Source organism: Actinomadura meridiana, from assembly GCF_039537545.1.
GTDB classification, from domain to species: Bacteria; Actinomycetota; Actinomycetes; order Streptosporangiales; family Streptosporangiaceae; genus Spirillospora; species Spirillospora meridiana.
In genome coordinates this window covers 1-18,208 of record NZ_BAABAS010000028.1, presented here as the reverse complement: position 1 = coordinate 18,208, position 18,208 = coordinate 1, and the positions used below count along the sequence as shown (strand labels likewise).

14 protein-coding genes and 1 pseudogene are annotated in these 18,208 nt (G+C 69.5%); 9 read left to right on the top strand and 6 right to left on the bottom strand.

Annotation, left to right across the window (positions count from 1 at the left end; all coding sequences use genetic code 11):
- The first annotated feature begins 65 nt into the window (after nt 1-65).
- Nucleotides 66-887: a helix-turn-helix domain-containing protein gene (locus ABD808_RS34585; protein WP_425549017.1), complete on the top strand. Its 822-nt coding sequence runs from the start codon at nt 66-68 to the stop codon at nt 885-887.
- On the top strand, nt 884-1,138 hold the full coding sequence (locus ABD808_RS34580; RefSeq protein ID WP_344906358.1) for a DUF397 domain-containing protein: 255 nt from the start codon (nt 884-886) through the stop codon (nt 1,136-1,138). Before ABD808_RS34585 ends, ABD808_RS34580 begins: the two co-directional genes overlap by 4 nt.
- Nucleotides 1,139-1,347: 209 nt before the next feature.
- Here ABD808_RS34580 and ABD808_RS34575 read toward each other — a convergent pair whose 3' ends face one another.
- Nucleotides 1,348-3,147, bottom strand: coding sequence for a serine/threonine protein kinase (locus tag ABD808_RS34575; RefSeq protein WP_344906355.1), 1,800 nt, complete (start codon nt 3,145-3,147; stop codon nt 1,348-1,350).
- Between the two features lie 167 nt (nt 3,148-3,314).
- Here ABD808_RS34575 and ABD808_RS34570 point away from each other — a divergent pair, with 167 nt between their 5' ends.
- Nucleotides 3,315-3,938: a TetR/AcrR family transcriptional regulator gene (locus tag ABD808_RS34570; RefSeq protein ID WP_344906352.1), complete on the top strand. Its 624-nt coding sequence runs from the start codon at nt 3,315-3,317 to the stop codon at nt 3,936-3,938.
- A gap of 92 nt (nt 3,939-4,030) precedes the next feature.
- Here the strand turns inward: ABD808_RS34570 and ABD808_RS34565 are convergent, their stop codons facing one another.
- On the bottom strand, nt 4,031-4,165 hold the full coding sequence (locus ABD808_RS34565) for a hypothetical protein (protein ID WP_344906350.1): 135 nt from the start codon (nt 4,163-4,165) through the stop codon (nt 4,031-4,033).
- Nucleotides 4,166-4,453: 288 nt separating this feature from the next.
- Between ABD808_RS34565 and ABD808_RS34560 the strand changes: the two genes are divergently transcribed.
- Nucleotides 4,454-4,792 carry a PadR family transcriptional regulator gene (locus ABD808_RS34560; RefSeq protein ID WP_344906347.1) on the top strand — a complete coding sequence of 113 codons (339 nt, stop codon included), beginning with the start codon at nt 4,454-4,456 and terminating at the stop codon, nt 4,790-4,792.
- Nucleotides 4,789-5,550, top strand: a complete 762-nt coding sequence (locus ABD808_RS34555; RefSeq protein ID WP_344906344.1) for a hypothetical protein — start codon at nt 4,789-4,791, stop codon at nt 5,548-5,550. The genes ABD808_RS34560 and ABD808_RS34555 overlap by 4 nt, the downstream gene beginning before the upstream one ends.
- A gap of 23 nt (nt 5,551-5,573) precedes the next feature.
- On the opposite strand, the gene ABD808_RS34550 is transcribed toward ABD808_RS34555, so the two are convergent.
- Nucleotides 5,574-6,446, bottom strand: a complete 873-nt coding sequence (locus ABD808_RS34550) for a DUF6177 family protein (protein WP_344906341.1) — start codon at nt 6,444-6,446, stop codon at nt 5,574-5,576.
- A gap of 220 nt (nt 6,447-6,666) precedes the next feature.
- Between ABD808_RS34550 and ABD808_RS34545 the strand changes: the two genes are divergently transcribed.
- Nucleotides 6,667-10,053 carry a pyruvate carboxylase gene (locus tag ABD808_RS34545; RefSeq protein WP_344906338.1) on the top strand — a complete coding sequence of 1,129 codons (3,387 nt, stop codon included), beginning with the start codon at nt 6,667-6,669 and terminating at the stop codon, nt 10,051-10,053.
- A 38-nt stretch (nt 10,054-10,091) separates the two neighbouring features.
- Here the strand turns inward: ABD808_RS34545 and ABD808_RS34540 are convergent, their stop codons facing one another.
- On the bottom strand, nt 10,092-10,712 hold the full coding sequence (locus tag ABD808_RS34540) for a TetR/AcrR family transcriptional regulator (RefSeq protein ID WP_344906335.1): 621 nt from the start codon (nt 10,710-10,712) through the stop codon (nt 10,092-10,094).
- A 195-nt stretch (nt 10,713-10,907) separates the two neighbouring features.
- Between ABD808_RS34540 and ABD808_RS34535 the strand changes: the two are divergent.
- The 3 genes and pseudogenes from ABD808_RS34535 to ABD808_RS34525 form a co-directional block, all read left to right on the top strand.
- Nucleotides 10,908-11,810, top strand: a pseudogene (locus tag ABD808_RS34535) (RNA polymerase sigma factor); the annotation flags it as partial.
- 118 nt (nt 11,811-11,928) lie between these two features.
- Complete coding sequence (locus tag ABD808_RS34530) at nt 11,929-13,263, top strand: serine hydrolase domain-containing protein (RefSeq protein WP_344906333.1); 1,335 nt, start codon at nt 11,929-11,931, stop codon at nt 13,261-13,263.
- A 47-nt stretch (nt 13,264-13,310) separates the two neighbouring features.
- Nucleotides 13,311-15,869, top strand: coding sequence for a DUF7824 domain-containing protein (locus ABD808_RS34525; protein WP_344906331.1), 2,559 nt, complete (start codon nt 13,311-13,313; stop codon nt 15,867-15,869).
- Nucleotides 15,870-15,877: 8 nt separating this feature from the next.
- Here ABD808_RS34525 and ABD808_RS34520 read toward each other — a convergent pair whose 3' ends face one another.
- Together ABD808_RS34520 and ABD808_RS34515 are read right to left on the bottom strand one after the other, a co-directional pair.
- Nucleotides 15,878-16,822 carry a threonine/serine dehydratase gene (locus tag ABD808_RS34520; RefSeq protein ID WP_344906329.1) on the bottom strand — a complete coding sequence of 315 codons (945 nt, stop codon included), beginning with the start codon at nt 16,820-16,822 and terminating at the stop codon, nt 15,878-15,880.
- A gap of 68 nt (nt 16,823-16,890) precedes the next feature.
- Entirely contained in the window at nt 16,891-18,054 is a 1,164-nt protein-coding gene (locus ABD808_RS34515) for an RNA polymerase sigma factor (protein WP_425549016.1), read from the bottom strand.
- Nucleotides 18,055-18,208 lie beyond the last annotated feature (154 nt).

The window sequence follows — 18,208 nt, the reverse complement described above, 5'->3', positions numbered from 1 at the left end:
GAATAGCCGGGAGGTTGGGCGTGACTCCAGAGACGCCGGGAAGCGGGTCGACGGTTCGCCGCATCCTGCTCGGGTCGCAACTTCGCCGTCTGCGCGAGCAGAAGGGCGTGACCCGTCAGGACGCCGGCTACGTCATCCGTGCGTCGGAGTCAAAGATCAGCCGCCTCGAGCTCGGCCGGGTCAGCTTCAAAGAACGAGACGTGGACGACCTGCTCTCGCTGTACGGCGTCAGCGACAAGACTGAACGCGAAGCGCTGCTACAGCTGGCGCGGGAGGCCAACACCCCCGGTTGGTGGCACCGGTACAACGACGTGTTGCCCAGTTGGTTCCAGACCTACGTCGGCTTGGAGGAGTCGGCGGCGTTGATTCGCACATATGAACTGCAGTTCGTCCCGGGACTGCTGCAGTCGGAGGGGTATGCGCGAGCGGTGATCCGCCTGGGTAACGCCGGAGCCACGGAACAACAGATCGACCAGCGTGTGGAACTTCGCCTGCAACGGCAGGAACGACTCACGGGCCCGGAAGCGCCGCGCCTGTGGGCGGTGGTGGACGAAGGGGCGCTGAAGCGTCCCATCGGAGGCCCCGAGGTGATGAGAGGCCAGTTCGAACACCTCATCGAGATGTCGAAGCTGCCCAACGTCACCATCCAGATCATGCCGTTCAGGTTCGGGGGCCACGCCGCCGAGGGAGGCGCGTTCACCATCCTGCGCTTTCCCGAGCAGGACCTGCCGGACGTGGTTTACGTCGAGAACCTCACCGGCGCGATGTACCTGGACAAGCGCGACGACGTCGACACCTACCTACAGGCGATGGAACGCCTGTGCGTCGACAGTGCGACCCCGGAAAGCACCGTCGAGCTTCTCGGTGATTTTCTCAGAGAGACATGATGCTCCAGATCGACTACGACAACGGGATGCCCGCCGCCGACCTCCATGGGGCCCAGTGGCTGAAATCCCGGCGAAGCAACTCCCAGGGGAACTGTGTGGAAATCGCTGAACTGCCCGGCGGGCAGGTGGCGATGCGCAACTCCCGCCATCCCGACGGTCCCGCACTGATCTACACCCGCCCGGAGATAGAAGCGCTGATCCTTGGAGCCAAGGACGGCGACTTCGACCATCTCATCGCCTCCCACAACTGAATCCGCCTAGAGACCGCCGCGTGACCACCGCCTGAGCACGCTACGCGGGGAACGGGTTCGGACCCGCTCCTCACCAGGTGGGCGTCCTGACGGTCAGTCGGAGGGCGACGGGTCGGCTCCGGTGCACCGAATGTCGACCCGTCCGCCACCAGAGCAGAGGCCACCCCGGCGCGAGGGTGGCCTTTTCTGTGAGAGCGGCTTTTCCGGGGTCAGCCGCAATTGCCGTAGGGGGCGGTGCCGCCGTTGCCGCCGAAACGGACGCAGGTGTTGGGCGCCTTCACGTACACGGGCCCCGCGTACCAGGCGAACGACCCACCGTCGGCGATCGAGCTACTGCCCTTCTTCTGGATCCAGACCGACACTCGGGATTTCGTTCCGACCTTTTGCGTCTTGATCGTGACCGCGCAGTTGTAGGTGGAACTGTTGTACAGCAGGTAGGCGATACCACCGGAGACCCTCAGGGAGCGCTGAATGTAGTAGCCGCCTCCGTGGCCGCCGCTGTTGCACGCCTGCTGCGGGGTGTACTTGTTGGCCGGTTCCTTGGGCGGTGTTCCGCCACCCCCTCCGCCCTTGGACGGCGCGGAGCCCCCACTCGGCGGAGTGCTCGGCTTTGTGGACGAGTTCGGATTCGCTGGGTTCTGACTCGCGTTCCCGCTCGGCTGCCCCGGCTTCGTGCTCACGGGGTTCTGCGCGGCGCCCCCTGTCGCGGCACCCTGGCCGCCTTGGGCCGCCTGGTCGTTCTCGGACGCCGACAACTGCCGGTCTTTGTCCTTGCCATCACCGGTGTTGGTCGCGGCCCAGACGGCACCGCCCGCGATGACGGCCGCCACTGCGGCGGCCGCCGCGATGGGGATGAGACGTCCGTACCTCTTGCCTCCGTCCGAGTGGCCGTGGGACGGACCAGGGAGAACCGGTGGCGGCATACCGGGAGCACCGTGCGCGTACCCACCGGGGCCCTCATGCGGTTGGTCGCCGAAGGACGCGGGCTGTGGAGCCGTCCTGTGCCTTGCGCCGGACGGGTCCGTGACGTGGTCGGGTGGGAGTACGGCACCGGCCTGCGGGTTCGTGGACCCTGACGGCGTGTTCCAGGCTCCCGGGCCGTCCTGGAGCCCCGGAAAGGCGGGCAACGGCTGGACGGGCGACGCCGACGACGTGCCGCTGCCCGCGCTGACCAGGCGCTCCTGGGCTTCCCGGGCGGTCGGACGCTGCGCGGGCTCCTTGGCCAAGCACGCCGCGACCAGGTCGCGCATGGGCCCGGCCAGTTCGCCGAGCTCCGGCTCACCGGTCAGGATCCGGTGCATGACCGTGGCCATCTCGTCATTGCCGAACGCGGGACGTCCCGTGGCGGCGAACACCATGGTCGTGCCCCAGGCGAACATGTCGGACGCCGTGCTGACCTGCCCGCCGGTGAAGTGTTCGGGTGCCATGTAGGCGGGCGTGCCGACGTTCTGCGTCTCACCGGCGGCGTCCAGCGCGCGCGAGACACCGAAGTCGATGACGCGCGGACCGTCCGGCCCCATCAGCACGTTGTGGGGTTTGAAGTCGCGGTGGACGATCCCTGCCTGATGGATCGCCGTAAGCGCGGTCAGGGTGCTGATGGCTAGTCGTTCTAGAGCGCCTGCTCGGCGAGGGCCGTCCGTGCGAACCACGTAGTGCAGCGAAAGGCCCGGTACGTATTCGCTGACGATGTAGGGCTGGTCACCCGCGACGTCGGCATCGAGGACTTGGGCGGTGCAGAACCGGGCCACGCGCTTGGCGACGTCGAGTTCGCGGACGAAGCGCGCGCGGGCGGCGTCGTCACCGGTGAGCCCGCCGTGCAGCAGCTTGATGGCGACATGGTCCGCGAGGGGGTCCGTGCCGGGAGCGGCTCCGGCCTCACCCGCCGGGCGGCCCAGGAAGACCGACCCCTGCCCACCCTCGCCGAGGCGGCCCAGGATCTGGTACCCGCCCAGCTCGGTCGGGTCGCCCGACCTGAGCGGGAGGGCGTCCGGCATCGTCCTGTCCGTCACACCACTCGCTCCCCGTTCACGTTCGCTCATCGGCAGTGCCCCAGCTTATGGGCAGATGATGGTATGCGCTGCGCAATGGAGTTGATCTAGCCGTGGCAGTTGATCTAGCGCGTTGGCACCGCGCACATAACTGGACTACAGTCCGAATGAATGGGGAGGAGACGTCCATGGACCGTGGTCCGGCCGGTAGGAGGCGCGTCGACCTGGAACTGATGCGGACCCCGCCGCCCAAGGAGCGGGCGGACGCGGCGCGCAACCGCGTCAAGGTCCTCGAAGCGGCCGCCGAGCTTTTCGCCAGTCACGGTGTGGAGTCGGTGTCCATGGACGCGATCGCCACCGCGGCGGGCGTCGGCAAGGGAACCCTCTTTCGCCGGTTCAAAGACAAAGCGGGCTTGGCCGCGGCTCTCCTGGACGACCGCGAGCGTGACTTGCAGGACGCGATCCTGTCTGGCCCCGCACCTCTCGGCCCCGGGCTAGGGGACACGACTGTCTCACCGTCCGAACGGCTGCACGCCTTTGCCGATGCCTACCTGGACTACGCGCTGAGCCATCTGTCTCTGGTTCGCATGTCGGAAACCGCTGCGCCGGGCGCGCGGTACCGCATTGGCGCCTACGGATTCTGGCATCGGCACCTGACGATGTTGCTCGATCAGAGCGTCGACGACGGAGACGCGTTGGCGCACGCACTTCTGGCCGCCCTAGGCGCTGAACACCTCACGGCGATGGTCGAGAGCATTGGCAGGAAACGCGCGCGTGCTGCCGTCCACGTGCTGTTCGAGGCAGCCACCTAGACGCAGCCACCTAGACGCAACCTAGAAACGCCAAAGCCCCCGTGCTGAGCACGGGGGCCGCGGGTCGCGCCCAAAGTCGGGGCGGGTGTGGGTCAGGCCGGGTCGGGGCTCGGACGATCCGCGTCCTCGTCCGCCCGGCCGTTCACGTGGCCCGGTGGCCCCTCCGGGGCGTGGTTGCGTTCCAGGCGCGCGGCGACGACGAGGGCGCGCAGTGATGTGGTCTTCACGTGGTCACGCTGGGAGTGGGCGCGGGTACGGGGGATGCTGCTCGGCACGGTTCGTCTCCAAGGGGTCGTGGACTGGGGTGCCACCGGGGGTCGTCCGGATCTTGCACAGTAGTTGCAACCGCAAGATCTCGAGTGCTATTCCGAGTGATCGTTCCGTTTAGCGGCCGTCCGGATCCGGACGTGGACGGGAAGTTCTCGCCGCCATCTAGGTTGTATAGCTTACTAGATTGCGTTAGCGTCTACATCGCTGATCGACACGGGTCGTTCAGCGATCTGATCGGAGGGGGCATGGCCGCCGACCGCCGGGCCAGCTGGCTCAAGGGCGTCCTCGACCTGCTGGTGCTCGCCAGCCTGACGAAGGGCGAGAGCTACGGATACGAGATCGCCAAGACGCTCGCGGGCGCGGGCCTCGGCCAGATCAAGGGCGGAACCCTGTATCCGGTGCTCAACCGTTTGGAAGAGGCCGGGTTGGTGTCCGCGGAGTTCCGTGTCGCGGAGCGCGGCCCAGGGCGGCGTTACTACCACCTCACCGAGCAGGGACGGGCGACCCTCGCCGAACAGCGCGGCCTATGGCTGGAGTTCGACGAGTCGGTGCGCACGGTGCTCACGCAAGGAGCGGGTCGATGACAGGGAGCGGGCCGATGACGACGCCGTACTTCGAGGAACTGGCCGAACGGCTGCGCGCGGGCGGTGTCCCGGCGGACGAGGTCGCCGGGACCGTGGACGACCTCGCGGCCTACGTCGCCGAGTCCGGGGCCGATCCGCGCGACGAGTTCGGCGAGCCCGAGGAGTTCGCCGCGCGCCTCGCCCCGTCCGGGGGCGGGGCGGTTCCCGAGCCGTCCGTCGCGACGCCGTCCGAGGAGACGGCGTCCGCCGAGACCTGGCGCTGGACCGCCGACGCCTTCCACGAGCGGCGGTTGCTGAACCGCTTCGGCGAGGAGGGCTGGGAGGTCGAGCGCGTCGACTCCCTGGGGCGTTTCGTCAGTCATCGCGATATCGAGAACCCGCAGCGTTGGGAGTACCGGCGCGAAACCGTCCTGCCCGCGCGCCGTGCCGCCGCCGCCGAGCGACTGGCACCAGACGGCTGGGAACCGTGCGGAAGCTGGGTTTGCTTCGAGTACTTCAAGCGTCCCAAGGCCGCCAGCCTCGGCCCCGAAGCGGAACTGGACGACCCGCCCATGGCCCCGGCACGGCACATCTTCTGGAGCAGGCGCTTCGCCATCTTCATCGTGTGCTATTCCGCCTTCTGGATCGCGATGTGCGCCGTGTGGCTGTTGGTCGCGCCAGGTGAGGACCGCTCACGATTCCTCCTCGGCTGCCTGGTCGGGGCTGTCCTGGCGGTGGCCATGGTGGTCACTGTCCGATGGCGCCAACGGGCACGTTGAGGTTCGGGCAAGCGGACGGGTGGTCAGCGGGAGCGCAGGTGGGCGAGAAGCTCCCGGTGCCGTTGCCAGTATTCGGGGGAGCGGCCGTCGCCCAAAGGAAACCAGGTCAGCGGACCCACGCGGTGCCGTGTGAACCCGGGGGCGCCGTTGAACGTGCCATTGACCGCGAGGCCGATGGGTGCGGCGGCACCCGTCCAGCGCGGTTCGGTGGTGAGGTCGGCGGGGCCGGGGTTGAGTTGAGCGACGAGGGACGCGACAGGTGACGTGTCGGCGAGTTCGCCGATCAGGGAGGGCAGTTCGGTGAGCGGGGGCTCTTTCCCGGGGCCGTAGCCAGCGGTGAGCGTCGTCAGTTCGGTGCCGCCGGAGACTTCGACAGTGGCGATGACGCCCGCGCCCACGGCTATGACGCGCTGGTTGGGCAGATCGGAGGCGTTCCAGCTGTGTTCTAAAGGCTCGGTGGTTCCCCAGCCCGCCGGTGGGTGCCCCGTTAGGAGACGCATCAGGGTTTCGACCCTGGTACCACGGTGTTCGCTGGGCGGGGCCTGGAACGTCAGGACGAGTTGGCTGCCGATGGGGACGGACGTGCGCGTCGTGTAAGCGGGGGCGTAGTCGCGGGCACCCGGATCCGTGGTGAAGGAACTGCCGCCCCAGAGCATCGGACGTCCGGTGAGGCCCTCGTAGTAGCCGTCGGAGTGAACGATCCACTGTGCCTTGGACGTGCGTAAAGGCAGAGTGATGCGGCTACTGGGCGACGTGACCACCTGTAGGACGCGGTTGGTGTTCTCGCACTCGCCGATGGCGTTGGCCAAGGCGCGGTTCAACGGGACGATGGGCCGGTCTTGGAGGAAGACCATCGCGGTGGGTGTGAGGACGTCCGCCCCGCCGCTCATGGCCATAGAGCCCCTCCTAGCGTTCGGTGCCGTCGCGTGCGTGGCCGCCGAGTCTAGGGGTGGCGCGGCCCCGCCCTCGCAAAGAACAAACGTGCATTTTTCTCGTCTGGTGTGATCTGTCGCTTTGTTCATGATTTCGGGTTGGGTCGGTGGCCGTCCCGACCGCTCAACTGGGTACGTAACAGAGGATCCGACGCTCCCCGTGCCGCCGTCCCTGGAGACCCACGTGATCACGAAGCTGCTCGTCGCCAACCGTGGCGAGATCGCCGTCCGCGCCTTCCGCGCGGCCTACGAACTCGGCATCGCCAGTGTCGCCGTCTATGCGCACGAGGACCGGCTGTCCCTGCACCGGCAGAAGGCCGACGAGGCGTACGAGATCGGCGAGCACGGCCATCCCGTCCGCGCCTACCTGGACGTCGACGGCATCGTGGAGACCGCGCTGCGGGTCGGCGCCGACGCCGTCTACCCCGGATACGGGTTCCTGTCGGAGAGCCCGGAGCTGGCGGAGGCGTGCGAGCGCAACGGCATCAAGTTCGTGGGCCCACCGTCGTCCGTGCTGAGCCTCGCGGGCAACAAGATCGAGGCAGTCGCGGCGGCAAGGCGCGCGGGGCTGCCCGTGCTGCGGTCCGTCACGCCCGAGCGGGGACGGGAGTTGGAGGCGGCCGACGAGGTCGGGTTCCCGCTGTTCGTGAAGGCGGCCGCGGGCGGCGGCGGGCGCGGACTGCGCCGCGTCGACCACCGCAAGGACCTGGAGGCGGCCGTCGACACCGCGCGCCGCGAGGCGCAGAGCGCGTTCGGCGACCCGACGGTGTTCCTGGAGCAGGCGGTGGACCGCCCCCGCCACATCGAGGTGCAGATCCTCGCGGACGGCTCCGGAACCATCGTCCATCTGCGCGAACGAGACTGCTCGGTACAGCGCCGCCACCAGAAGGTCGTGGAGATCGCACCCGCGCCGAACCTGGACGCCGAAGTCGTCCAGCGACTCTGCGAGGACGCGGTGCGGTTCGCCCAGGAGATCGGCTACGAGAACGCGGGAACCGTGGAGTTCCTCGTGGACGACCGAGGCGAACACGTCTTCATCGAAATGAACCCGCGCATCCAGGTCGAGCACACCGTGACGGAGGAGGTCACGGGCATCGACCTGGTGCAGAGCCAGTTGCGCGTCGCGGGCGGCGAAACCCTCACCGATCTCGGCATCACGCAGGACCGCGTCACGGTCAGCGGGTTCGCCGTCCAGTGCCGCATCACCACGGAAGACCCCGCGAACGGGTTCCGCCCCGACACGGGCAAGATCTCGGCCTACCGTTCACCCGGCGGCGCGGGCGTTCGCCTGGACACGGGCACCGCATACGGCGGCGCCATCGTGTCTCCGCACTTCGACTCGCTTCTGGTGAAGCTCACCTGCCGGGGTCGGACGTTCGAGGAGGCGGTGCGTCGTGCACGGCGGGCCGTGGCCGAGTTCCGTATCCGAGGGGTCTCGTCCAACATCCCGTTCTTGCAGGCACTGCTGGACGAGGCGGACTTTCGTGGTGGCGGAGTAACGACGTCCTACATCGCCGACCATCCCGAACTGCTCACGGCCCGGTCGAGTGGTGACCGCGCGACACGGCTCGTCCGATACCTGGCGGACGTGACGGTCAACAAGCCGCACGGTGAGGCGCCCACCAACCTGGACCCGGCGACGAAACTGCCGCACCTCCCCATGGGCGGCCCGTTCCCAACGGGCTCACGCGACCGGCTACTGGCGCTCGGCGCGCGCGCTTTCGCCGAGCAACTCCGCTCCCAGGACGCCTTGGCCGTCACCGACACCACGTTCCGGGACGCGCACCAGTCGCTCCTCGCCACACGAGTACGCACGTTCGACCTTCTCGCGGCGGCACCTCACCTCGCCCGCATGACTCCGCAGCTTCTGTCCGTCGAAGCGTGGGGCGGCGCAACGTACGACGTCGCGCTTCGCTTCCTCGGTGAGTCGCCCTGGGACAGGCTGGCCGCGATCCGTGAAGCGGCTCCGAACCTGTGCATCCAGATGCTTCTGCGTGGGCGCAACACCGTCGGATACACCCCGTATCCCGACTCTGTGGCGCGTGCCTTCGTCAAGGAGGCGGCCAGTACGGGTGTCGACATCTTCCGCGTGTTCGACGCACTGAACGACGTGGAACGCATGCGTCCGGCCATCGACGCCGTCCTGCAAACACACGCGCTCGTTGAGGGGACGCTCTGCTACACGGGTGATCTGTCGTCCCCGGACGAGCGGCTCTACACGCTCGACTACTACCTGCGCCTCGCGGAGGAACTTGTCGAAGCGGGCGTCCACATCCTGTGCATCAAGGACATGGCTGGCCTACTCCGCGCCCCCGCCGCACGCACTCTCGTCACGGCTCTGCGTGAACGGTTCGACCTTCCCGTCCACCTCCATACTCACGACACGGCGGGCGGACAGATCGGCACCTACATCGCCGCCATCGAAGCTGGTGTCGACGCCGTCGACGGGGCCGCCGCGCCCCTCTCGGGCACCACCAGCCAGCCGCCGCTTCAGGCGATCGTCGCCGCGACCGACTTCACCGACCGCGCCACCGGAATCGACCTGGACGCGCTGACCGTCATGGAGCCGTACTGGGAGGCCGTCCGGAAGCTGTACGCGCCGTTCGAGATGGGGCTCCCGTCGCCGACCGGCCGCGTCTACCAGCACGAGATCCCGGGCGGGCAGCTGTCCAACCTGCGGCAGCAGGCCGTGGCGCTCGGCCTCGGCGACCGCTTCGAGGAGATCGAGCGCCTGTACGCGGCGGCCGACGCGATCCTCGGACGGCTCGTGAAGGTCACCCCGTCCAGCAAGGTCGTCGGTGATCTGGCACTGCACCTGGTCGCGGCGGGCGCCGACCCAGACGACTTCGCAGAGAACCCGGAACGCTACGACATCCCAGACAGCGTCGTCGGTTTCCTGAACGGCGAATTGGGCGACCCGCCAGGCGGATGGCCCGAACCGTTCCGCACCAAGGCCCTCGCAGGACGCCAGTACACGCCTGTCCAAGCCGAACTGGACGGCGCCGAAGAGAAGGCACTGAACGGCCCTGAAGTACGCGACACCCTGGACCGCCTCCTCTTCCCCGCACCCGCGAAGACGTACCAGGAAGCGCGTGCGGCTTACGGCGACCTGTCCGTCCTGCCGACGGGCCCGTTCCTCTACGGTCTCCGCACAGGACACGAAGTGGCGTTCGACCTCGAACCTGGGGTGCGCGTTCTGGCCGCATTGGAAGCGGTAGGCGACATCGACGAGGCGGGCGTGCGGCAGGTCATCTGCACCGTGAACGGCCAGCTCCGCACACTTTCCGTTCGCGACAGATCCGTCGCGTCGGACGCGCCACCGGTCGAACGAGCCGACCCGGCTGACCCCGGCCACATCGCCGCGCCCTTCGACGGTTCGGTGACCCTCCGCGTGGCGAAGGGCGACGAGGTCACCGCCGGAGACGTGGTCGCCACCATCGAAGCGATGAAGATGGAGGCCGCCATCACCGCTCCCATCACGGGGACCATCACCCGCTTGGCCGTCCCAGAAGTCACCCAGGTTCAGGCCGGTGACCTCCTACTGGTCGCGACTCCGTCCTCCGACGCCTAGCCCTACAACGATGCCCAGCCCTGCAACGACGCTTAGCCCTACAACACGGCGTAGGTCGCCAGGGCTGGGGTCAGGAGGTTGAAGGCGGTTCTCGCGGTTTCGGCGAGGGCTGTGGCGATCTCGTCGTTGGTCTGGCCGTTCAACGTACGGCGCAGAGCGTCCTGGAACAGGACGCGGTGGACGCCGCCGAACTGCGCGGCGGCCAGGCGGGGGAGCGGATCGTCCGGGGACGCCCCGGTCTGCTCGGCGAGGACGGTGGCCAGGGCGTCCTCGCGTTCCTCGTGGAACTCGCGGAGGCGCGCCACCAGCGCGGGGCTATCGACGACCATGCGGGCGAAGCCGGGGCCGGAGAAACCGATCACGGGATCGTGCCGTTCGGCGGCGTTCAGGAAACCGCGGCGCAGGGCGATCAGCGCCGACTCGCCGGAGGTCCGGTCGGCGACCGTGCGGGCGAGGCGGGAGACGAAGTCCTCGTGCATGTCGAGCGCGAGGTCCTCTTTGTGGGGGAAGTAGTTGGTGACCGTCATCTTGGCCACCTGCGCCGCAGCGGCGACGTCCGCGATCGTCACCCGGTCGAAGCCGTGCCGCAGGAACAGGCGCGTCGCCTCGTGCGAGATCGTCTGCCGCGTCTGCTGCTTCTTCATCTCCCGGAGTCCCATGACGTCATCGTGCCATACGCGACCTAAATATAGCCTTAACACAAACTTAGTCTTGTTCTAAGTTTAGGTCGCGAGTCTATCGGGTACCGAGAACGGGTGAGCCGTTCCCTCCCGGCCGGACGAACAAAGGACACCGCCCTGAACGCCAGCCACGCGCCCAGCGCGACCCCCCGTGCGACGACCGTGAACGTCGTCGACCCGATGAAGGACTACCTGTCCCGCATCGGCCGCACCGCGCTGCTCACTGCCGAGCAGGAGGTCGACCTGGCCAAACGCATCGAGGCCGGCCTGTTCGCCCGCGAACGTCTTGAGACCCTTGGCGACGACCTCAGCCTTCAGGACCACGCCGACCTGGAGTGGATCGCCGCAGACGGGCACCGCGCCAAGGAGCACATGGTCGAGGCGAACCTTCGCCTTGTCGTGTCCCTGGCCAAGCGCTATATGGGCCATGGGCTCCCCTTGGGCGACCTCGTCCAGGAGGGCAATCTCGGGCTGATCCGCGCGGTCGAGAAGTTCGAGTACCGGCGCGGCCTGAAGTTCTCGACCTACGCCGTGTGGTGGATCAAACAGGCGATCAGCCGGGCGTTGGCCGACCAGAGCCGGACGATCCGCATTCCCGTGCATGTCGTCGAGGTCCTCAACCGGATGACGCGCGTCCGGCGGCGCATGATGCAGGACCTCGGCCGCGAGCCGACGTCGCGGGAACTCGCCGTCGAGCTCGACGTCACTCCGGAGAAGGTCGAGTGGCTGCGCAGGCAGGCGCGCGAGCCGCTGTCGCTGCACACCCCGCTTGGCGAGGACGGTGACGGTGAACTCGGCGACGTCATCGAGGACCCGGACGGCGGCGATCCCGCCGATGTCGTCGCGTCCTCGATGCTGCGCGGACGTCTCGACGCCGTGTTGGAGACGCTCACCGAACGCGAGGCGGGCGTGATCTCGATGCGGTTCGGCCTCGCGGGCGGCGAACCGAAGACGCTCGAAGAAGTCGGCAGGGTTTACGGCGTGACGCGCGAACGAATTCGGCAGATCGAATCCAAGGGGATGCACAAACTGCGCCATCCGTCGCGTCGCGAGACCCTCGCTGACCTGCTCAGCTGACCCTCCTTAACCGGCGTCACTCATCGGAAGGAGATGATCTCCTTCGGTAGTGGGATGACAGCCCGCTCGTCTCCGATCACACTTCTCGTGGGTGTGTGAACGAACGGAGACGAGGACGATGGCGAAGCTGTTCGTACGGCGAAGACTGCTCGTTGGCTCCCGCGTGGTCTGGCGCGCCGCGGCGGGAGTCACAGCCGTTGTGACGGTCATGGCCGGGTTGGTCGCCGCAGAGGCGGTAACCGTGCCCGCGGCGTCAGCCGGTGTGCTGGGACGGGCGCCGACCGCGCCGTTCGACCCGTCGAGGTTGCGCGCCACCCTCGACGCCTCGCAGGAGGCGGGGATGTACGGGCTGTACTCCGCGGTCCAGGACGGGCGAACCAGGTGGAAGGGCGCGTCCGGTGTCGCCGACGTTCGGACGGGCCGCCCCGTCACACCTGACATGCCACAGCGCGTTGGAAGTATCACCAAGACGTTCGTCGCGACGGCGATCCTCCAGCAGGTCGAGAAGGGGCGCATCGTTCTCGACGCACCGGTCGCCCAGTACCTGCCCGACGTTTTTCCCGGACGGAACGGCAAACAGGTCACCGTGCGGATGCTCCTCAACCACACCAGCGGCATCGGTGACTACGTCGGGTTGGCGTTCCCGTCCTTGAAGCACTTCTCGTCCAAGAGCCTGGACGACTATCGCCTACGCGAACTCCCGCCGGAGCAACTCATCGCGTGGGGGATGCAAGCGCCGCGCACCGGAGAGCCGGGTGAGCGTTACTCCTACTCCAACACCAACTACGTCATCGCCGGACGGCTCCTGGAGAAGGTGACCGGGACGAAGGCGGAGAAGTACATCGTCCGGAACGTCATCGCCAATGCCGGGTTGAAGCACACGTACTTCCCGTCCAGCCCGCGCATCGCCGCGCCCCACTCACGGATGTACGAATCGCTCTACCAGCACGTGACACCGCCCCGCGACTACAGCACGTTCAACATGAGCTGGGCGTCGACGGCGGGCGCGCTGGTCTCCACCATGCGCGACCTCAACCGCTTCTACCGCGCGCTCCTCACCGGACGGCTCGTCAGTGAAGGTTCGCTGGCGGAGATGGAGCGCACCGTCCCGGTGAAGGACGCGGACGGCAACGTGCTGATGAACTACGGCCTCGGCATCTACTCGATCGAGCTGCCCTGCGGAACCTTCTGGGGTCACGACGGCGCCGTCTTCGGGGCCGCGACCCAGTCGCTGTCGTCCGCGGGCGGGGCGAGGCAGATCTCCCTCGCCCTCAACCTCACGAAATACCAGAAACTCGACGCCAACGGCGTCCCCGTCCAGCACCCGATCGACAGCGCGCTAGGCGCCCACGTGGTCGAGGCGCTGTGCGGGAGCGGGCCCGACGCCCGGTCCGCCGGGGCGGGGCTTCCCGTCCGCCTGCTGCCGCTCCAGGAGTTCCGCGTGATCGGCTGAGCGTCGCCCGGCCGGAACTGTCGGTGGGGTGCTCTAACGTCCAGGGCATGCTGAGCGCTACCGACTCCATCGCCCTGGACGCCGCCCACGCATGGGACACGGTCGCCGCCCTCATCGACGGACGCGACGCGCACGCGGTCGCCAACGCCGTCCTCCGCCTCGATCCCGCCGGACGACGCGCGGTGGCCAAGGCGTTACCCGGCCACGTCAAACGGGCGCGGGCCCGGCGCGACCCGTGGGAGGACTTCGACGACTACGCGCCCGCCTTCCGCGCCGCGGGCGCGGGCACGCTGACCGGCGCCTCCACGGTCGCGTCCTGGCTCAACCGGCGCGAGTTCAACTCCCGCTGGGTCGGCGACCACGACGACACCGACCTGCTGCTCGCCCTCTGGAGAGACCGCGACGACGCCTGGGCGGCCGATCTCGCCCGCCGCCTCACCCTCCGCCTGCGCGGCCCCCGGCACCTCGGGCTCGACCTCGTGCTGGCGCTGCTCGCCGAGACGGGCATCGAACCGCCCGACCACGATCCGCTCGTGGTGGGCTGGGTGTCGTCCGCCCCGCCCCGCGCGAACGACCCGCTGCTGCCGTTCCTGCTCCCGCGCGTGTTCGAGGCGGACGGCGTCGGCCGGGAACTGCACGACAGCTCGTCCTGGCCGCGCACCCTCGCCACGCTCGCCGACCGGGGCGCCGCCGACCGGCGAATGCTTCTGAACGGTTGCCGCAGCCGGTTCCTGCGCGGCGGAACGGCGACCGACCTGCGCTTCTTCGTCCGGTTGCACGGCCTGCTCATGCCGGACGACCCCGCCGCCCGCGCCCGCGAGATCCGCGCACACGCGCTCGACTACGCGCGGCTGCTCCCCGCCGCGCCGGGCCCGGTCGCCGACCTCGCGCTGGGCCTGCTCAGGGAGGTCCCGGGCCTGCCGTCGGACCAGGTCGTGGAGGCGCTGGACGGCGTGCTGTTCCGCGCCGAGTCCGGGCTGGTGAAGTCGGGGCTGTCGTGGCTGGAACAGACCGTCCAGCGGCGGCCGGGCCTCGCCGATGACTGCGCCGTTCCCCTCGCCCGCGCGTTCGGGCACGAGTCGTACGGGGTGCGGCGGCGCGCCGTCCGGATCGCGCTCAAGCTCCCCGCCGGGATCGACGCCGCCGCGATCACGGACGCCGTCCCGCTGCTCCCGCCCGACCTCGGCGCCGAGGCCGCCGCCCGCTTCGGCGGCACGATCTCCGCCCCCGAACCGGATGACGAACCCCCGCCCCCACTCGCGGCGCGTCCACCGAGCGAGCCGCTTCCTCCGCTTCCGCCGCCGATCACCACCGGCGCGGAACTGGCCGGCGCCCTCCACGACATGCAACTCGACTGGGCGGGGACCGAACGGCTGATGGCCGCGCTGGTCACCCTCGCCCATGACGATCCGGACGCCATCCGCGGCTCCCTCACGCCACTGATGCGATCGAGCTACTACCCGGGCATGCACGTTGAGGTCGCCTGGACCCGACCCCACGAATGGCTCGTGGCGACGGGACGTCTCCTCACCGCCACCGCACGTTCGGACTGGCACGGCCGACTGCCTCAGCCCCGGGACGTCTCCGCCCCACACCTGCTCTACCTGCACCGATGCGCGGAGATCTACGCCGCCGTCGAGAAGGGCGCACCGCCGCCCCTGCTCCTGGCCACCCCCACGGAGCCGACCGGGCACCTCGACCCGCTCACACTCGTGGACCGCCTCGAACTGCTCCAGGACGCGGGCGCCGACTCCGGGCCCGCAGACCTCCAGCAGGCCCTGCTGCGGCTGCCCCGCGACCTGCCTCCCGAGGCGCACCGTCGCGCGGCCCGCCTGACCTCACCGTCCGGCCGGGCGGTCGCACGCTGGTTGGCCACCGGCGGCCTGCCCACCCCCGACGTGTCGATGCACCCCCTGGTGGACGACCATCCGGAGGCCGTGATCAGCGCGCCCCCGACCGGGCTCCCGCTGGTCGACGCGGTGTTCACGGCTCCGCCCAAACACGTCTACGACGACCACGGCTGGTTCGAGGAGTCGTGGCCGCGACTGCTGCCGTCCCACCCCGACGTCGTCGCGGCGCACGTCCTGCCCCACCCGCGGCACGGCAGGTTCTCCTTCAGCTATGGGACCTCGGTCGGCAGGTTCGTCCAGCTCACCCGGGGCGACGGCCCGTTCGCCGAGGCGGTCGGCCATTTCCTGGCGCGGCAACTCGTCCTGCGCAGACACGACCGCGCCGACGCCGCGCTGCTCACCATGTCCGCGCGCGGCGACCTCCCCACCACCGAGTTCGGACGCCAGCTCGCCCGGCTGATCCAGTCCGGCGACATCCAACCCGCCAGAATCATCGACGCCCTCGAACGCGCCGCCGACGCGGGCGCCTACCCCGCGATCTGGAACACCATCGCCGCCGCCCTCCCCCTCCTCTGCCCAGAACCCGGCCAGCGCCCCGTCCACGGCCTCGACCGCCTGATCGCCCTGGGCCTGAAAACGGCCCGCTGGTCAAACGCCACCGTCCCCATCCCCGAAATCAAGGAGCTGGCCGCCCGAAAGGGCACCGCCAACTTCCTCCGCGAGGCCCGAACCCTGGCCACCCACCTGGCCCCCTGACCCCAGCCTCAGGTGGCGAGGGTGGTGGGGGGCGTGTTGGCGCCGCAGAGGACGACCATTACTCGTTCGGTGGGGGAGGGGGTGTAGGCATTGGTGCGGAGGGCGGCTACGGCGGTGGCGGTGCCGTGTTCTATGGCGAGGCGGTATTCGTCCCAGATGAACTGGCGGGCCTCGATGATGGCCTCTTCGCTTACCAGGACGGGGCGGACGCCGGTGCGGGTGGCGACCGAGAACGCGATTTCGCCGAGGCGGGTGGCGCCCAGGGAGTCGGCGGCGATGCTGGAGACGTCCACGTCGACCGGGCGTCCGGCGTGGAGTGCGCGTTCCAAGGTGGGGATGCCTTCGGGTTCCACGCCGATGACCTGGGCCTGGCCCTCCAAAGCGGTGGCGACGCCCGCCATCAGGCCGCCGCCGCCGACCGCGAGCAGGACGGTGTCGACCTCACCGGCCGTCTGTTCCGCGATCTCCAGGCCGAGCGTGCCCTGGCCCGCGCAGACCTCGGGCAGGTCGTAGGCGTGGCAGAACAGGGCGCCGGTGTCGGCGGCGCGTTTGGTGGCGGCGTCCTGCGCCTCGGCGTACCGGGTGCCGACCTGGACGACGGCTGCGCCGAGCGCGCGCAGCCGGGCGACCTTCATGGCGGGCGCGGTCTCCGGGACGTACACCTCGGCGTGGGCGCCCACCTGGGCCGCCGCGTACGCGAACGCGAGACCCGCGTTGCCGCCGGAGGGCGCGACGATCCCCGCCTCGGGCAGGCGTCCCTCGTCCCGGGCGGCGAGGATGTGGTTGAACGCGCCGCGCGGCTTGAACGACCCGGTGTGCTGGGTCAGTTCGAGCTTCAGCCACATGCGCGCGGCGGGTGCGAGGGGCGCCGGGTCCACCTCGAGCACGGGCGTGCGGCGGACATGGCCCGCCACGCGCGCGGCGGCGGTCTGGACGTCTGCGTGATCGATCAACGGTTGTCCCCTCGCGAGACGCTGCTTCCACTAAGCAGCAAACATTATTTGGGGCCTGTCTCGCACCGTCACCTGGAGGCGCGGTCCAGGAGGGCCCCGCGTTCGGCGGCGTTGCGGGTCAGGGTCGCGGCGCGTTCGAACTCGGCGCGGGCCTCGTCATGGCGGCCCAGGCGGGCGAGGAGGTCGCCGCGGACGCTCGGGAGAAGGTGGTAGCTGCGCAGGGACGGCTCGTCCAGAAGGGTGTCGACGAGTTCCAGGCCCTTTTCGGGACCGTGGGCCATGCCTATCGCCACCGCGCGGTTCAGGTCGACGATCGGGGACGGCGTCGTCATCGCGAGGATCTCGTACAGCGACGCTATCTGCGTCCAGTCGGTGTCGTCGGCGGTCAGGGCCTGCGCGTGGGACGCGGCGATCGCGGCCTGGAGGACGTACGGGCCTGGTGGGGCGCCGATCGCCTTGGCGCGGAGGAGCGCGGCGAAGCCGCGGTGGATGAGGAGGCGGTCCCAGCGGCCACGGTCCTGTTCCAGCAGCGGGACGGGTTCGCCGGACGGCCCGGTGCGGGCCCGGGTGCGGGACGCCTGGATCTCCATCAGCGCGACCAGCCCGTGCACCTCGGGTTCGTCGGGGGCCAGTTCGGCGAGGATCCGGCCGAGGCGGAGCGCCTCCTGGCAGAGGTCCGTGCGCACCCAGTCGGCGCCGGTCGTGGCCGTGTAGCCCTCGTTGAAGATCAGGTAGATGACCTCAAGGACGGAGGACAGGCGGGCCGCGCGGTCCGGCCCCTCGGGGACCTCGAACGGCACGCCCGCGTCCGACAGCGTGCGCTTCGCCCGGACGATCCGCTGCGCGACGGTCGGTTCGGAGGTGAGGAACGCCCGCGCGATCTCCTCGGTGGTCAGGCCGCCGAGCATGCGCAGCGTCAGCGCGACCCTGGCCTGCGTGGACAGGACGGGGTGGCAGGCGGTGAAGATGAGGCGGAGCACGTCGTCCTCGATGTGCTCGTCGTCGGGGATCTCGAACTCGACCGCGGGCCGGGTCTCCAGGTCGCGGCCGATCTCCTCCAGCTTGTGCTCCAGGCGCTGGAGGCGGCGGATCCGGTCGATGGCGCGGCGCTTGCCGACGGCCATGAGCCAGGCGCCCGGGTTGTCCGGGACGCCCGACTCGGGCCACTGTTCGAGCGCGGCGACAAGCGCGTCCTGTGCCAGCTCCTCGGCGAGCCCGAGGTCGTGCACCATCCGGGTGAGCCCGGCGATGATGCGGCCGGACTCCAACCGCCACACCGCGTCGACGCTCGCGTGCGGCGCCGCCGCCGCCCCGCCGGGGCGCTCTGGCGCTGCCTCGCCGGGCGGCTCTGGCGCTGCCTCGCCGGGCGGCTCTGGCGCTGCCTCG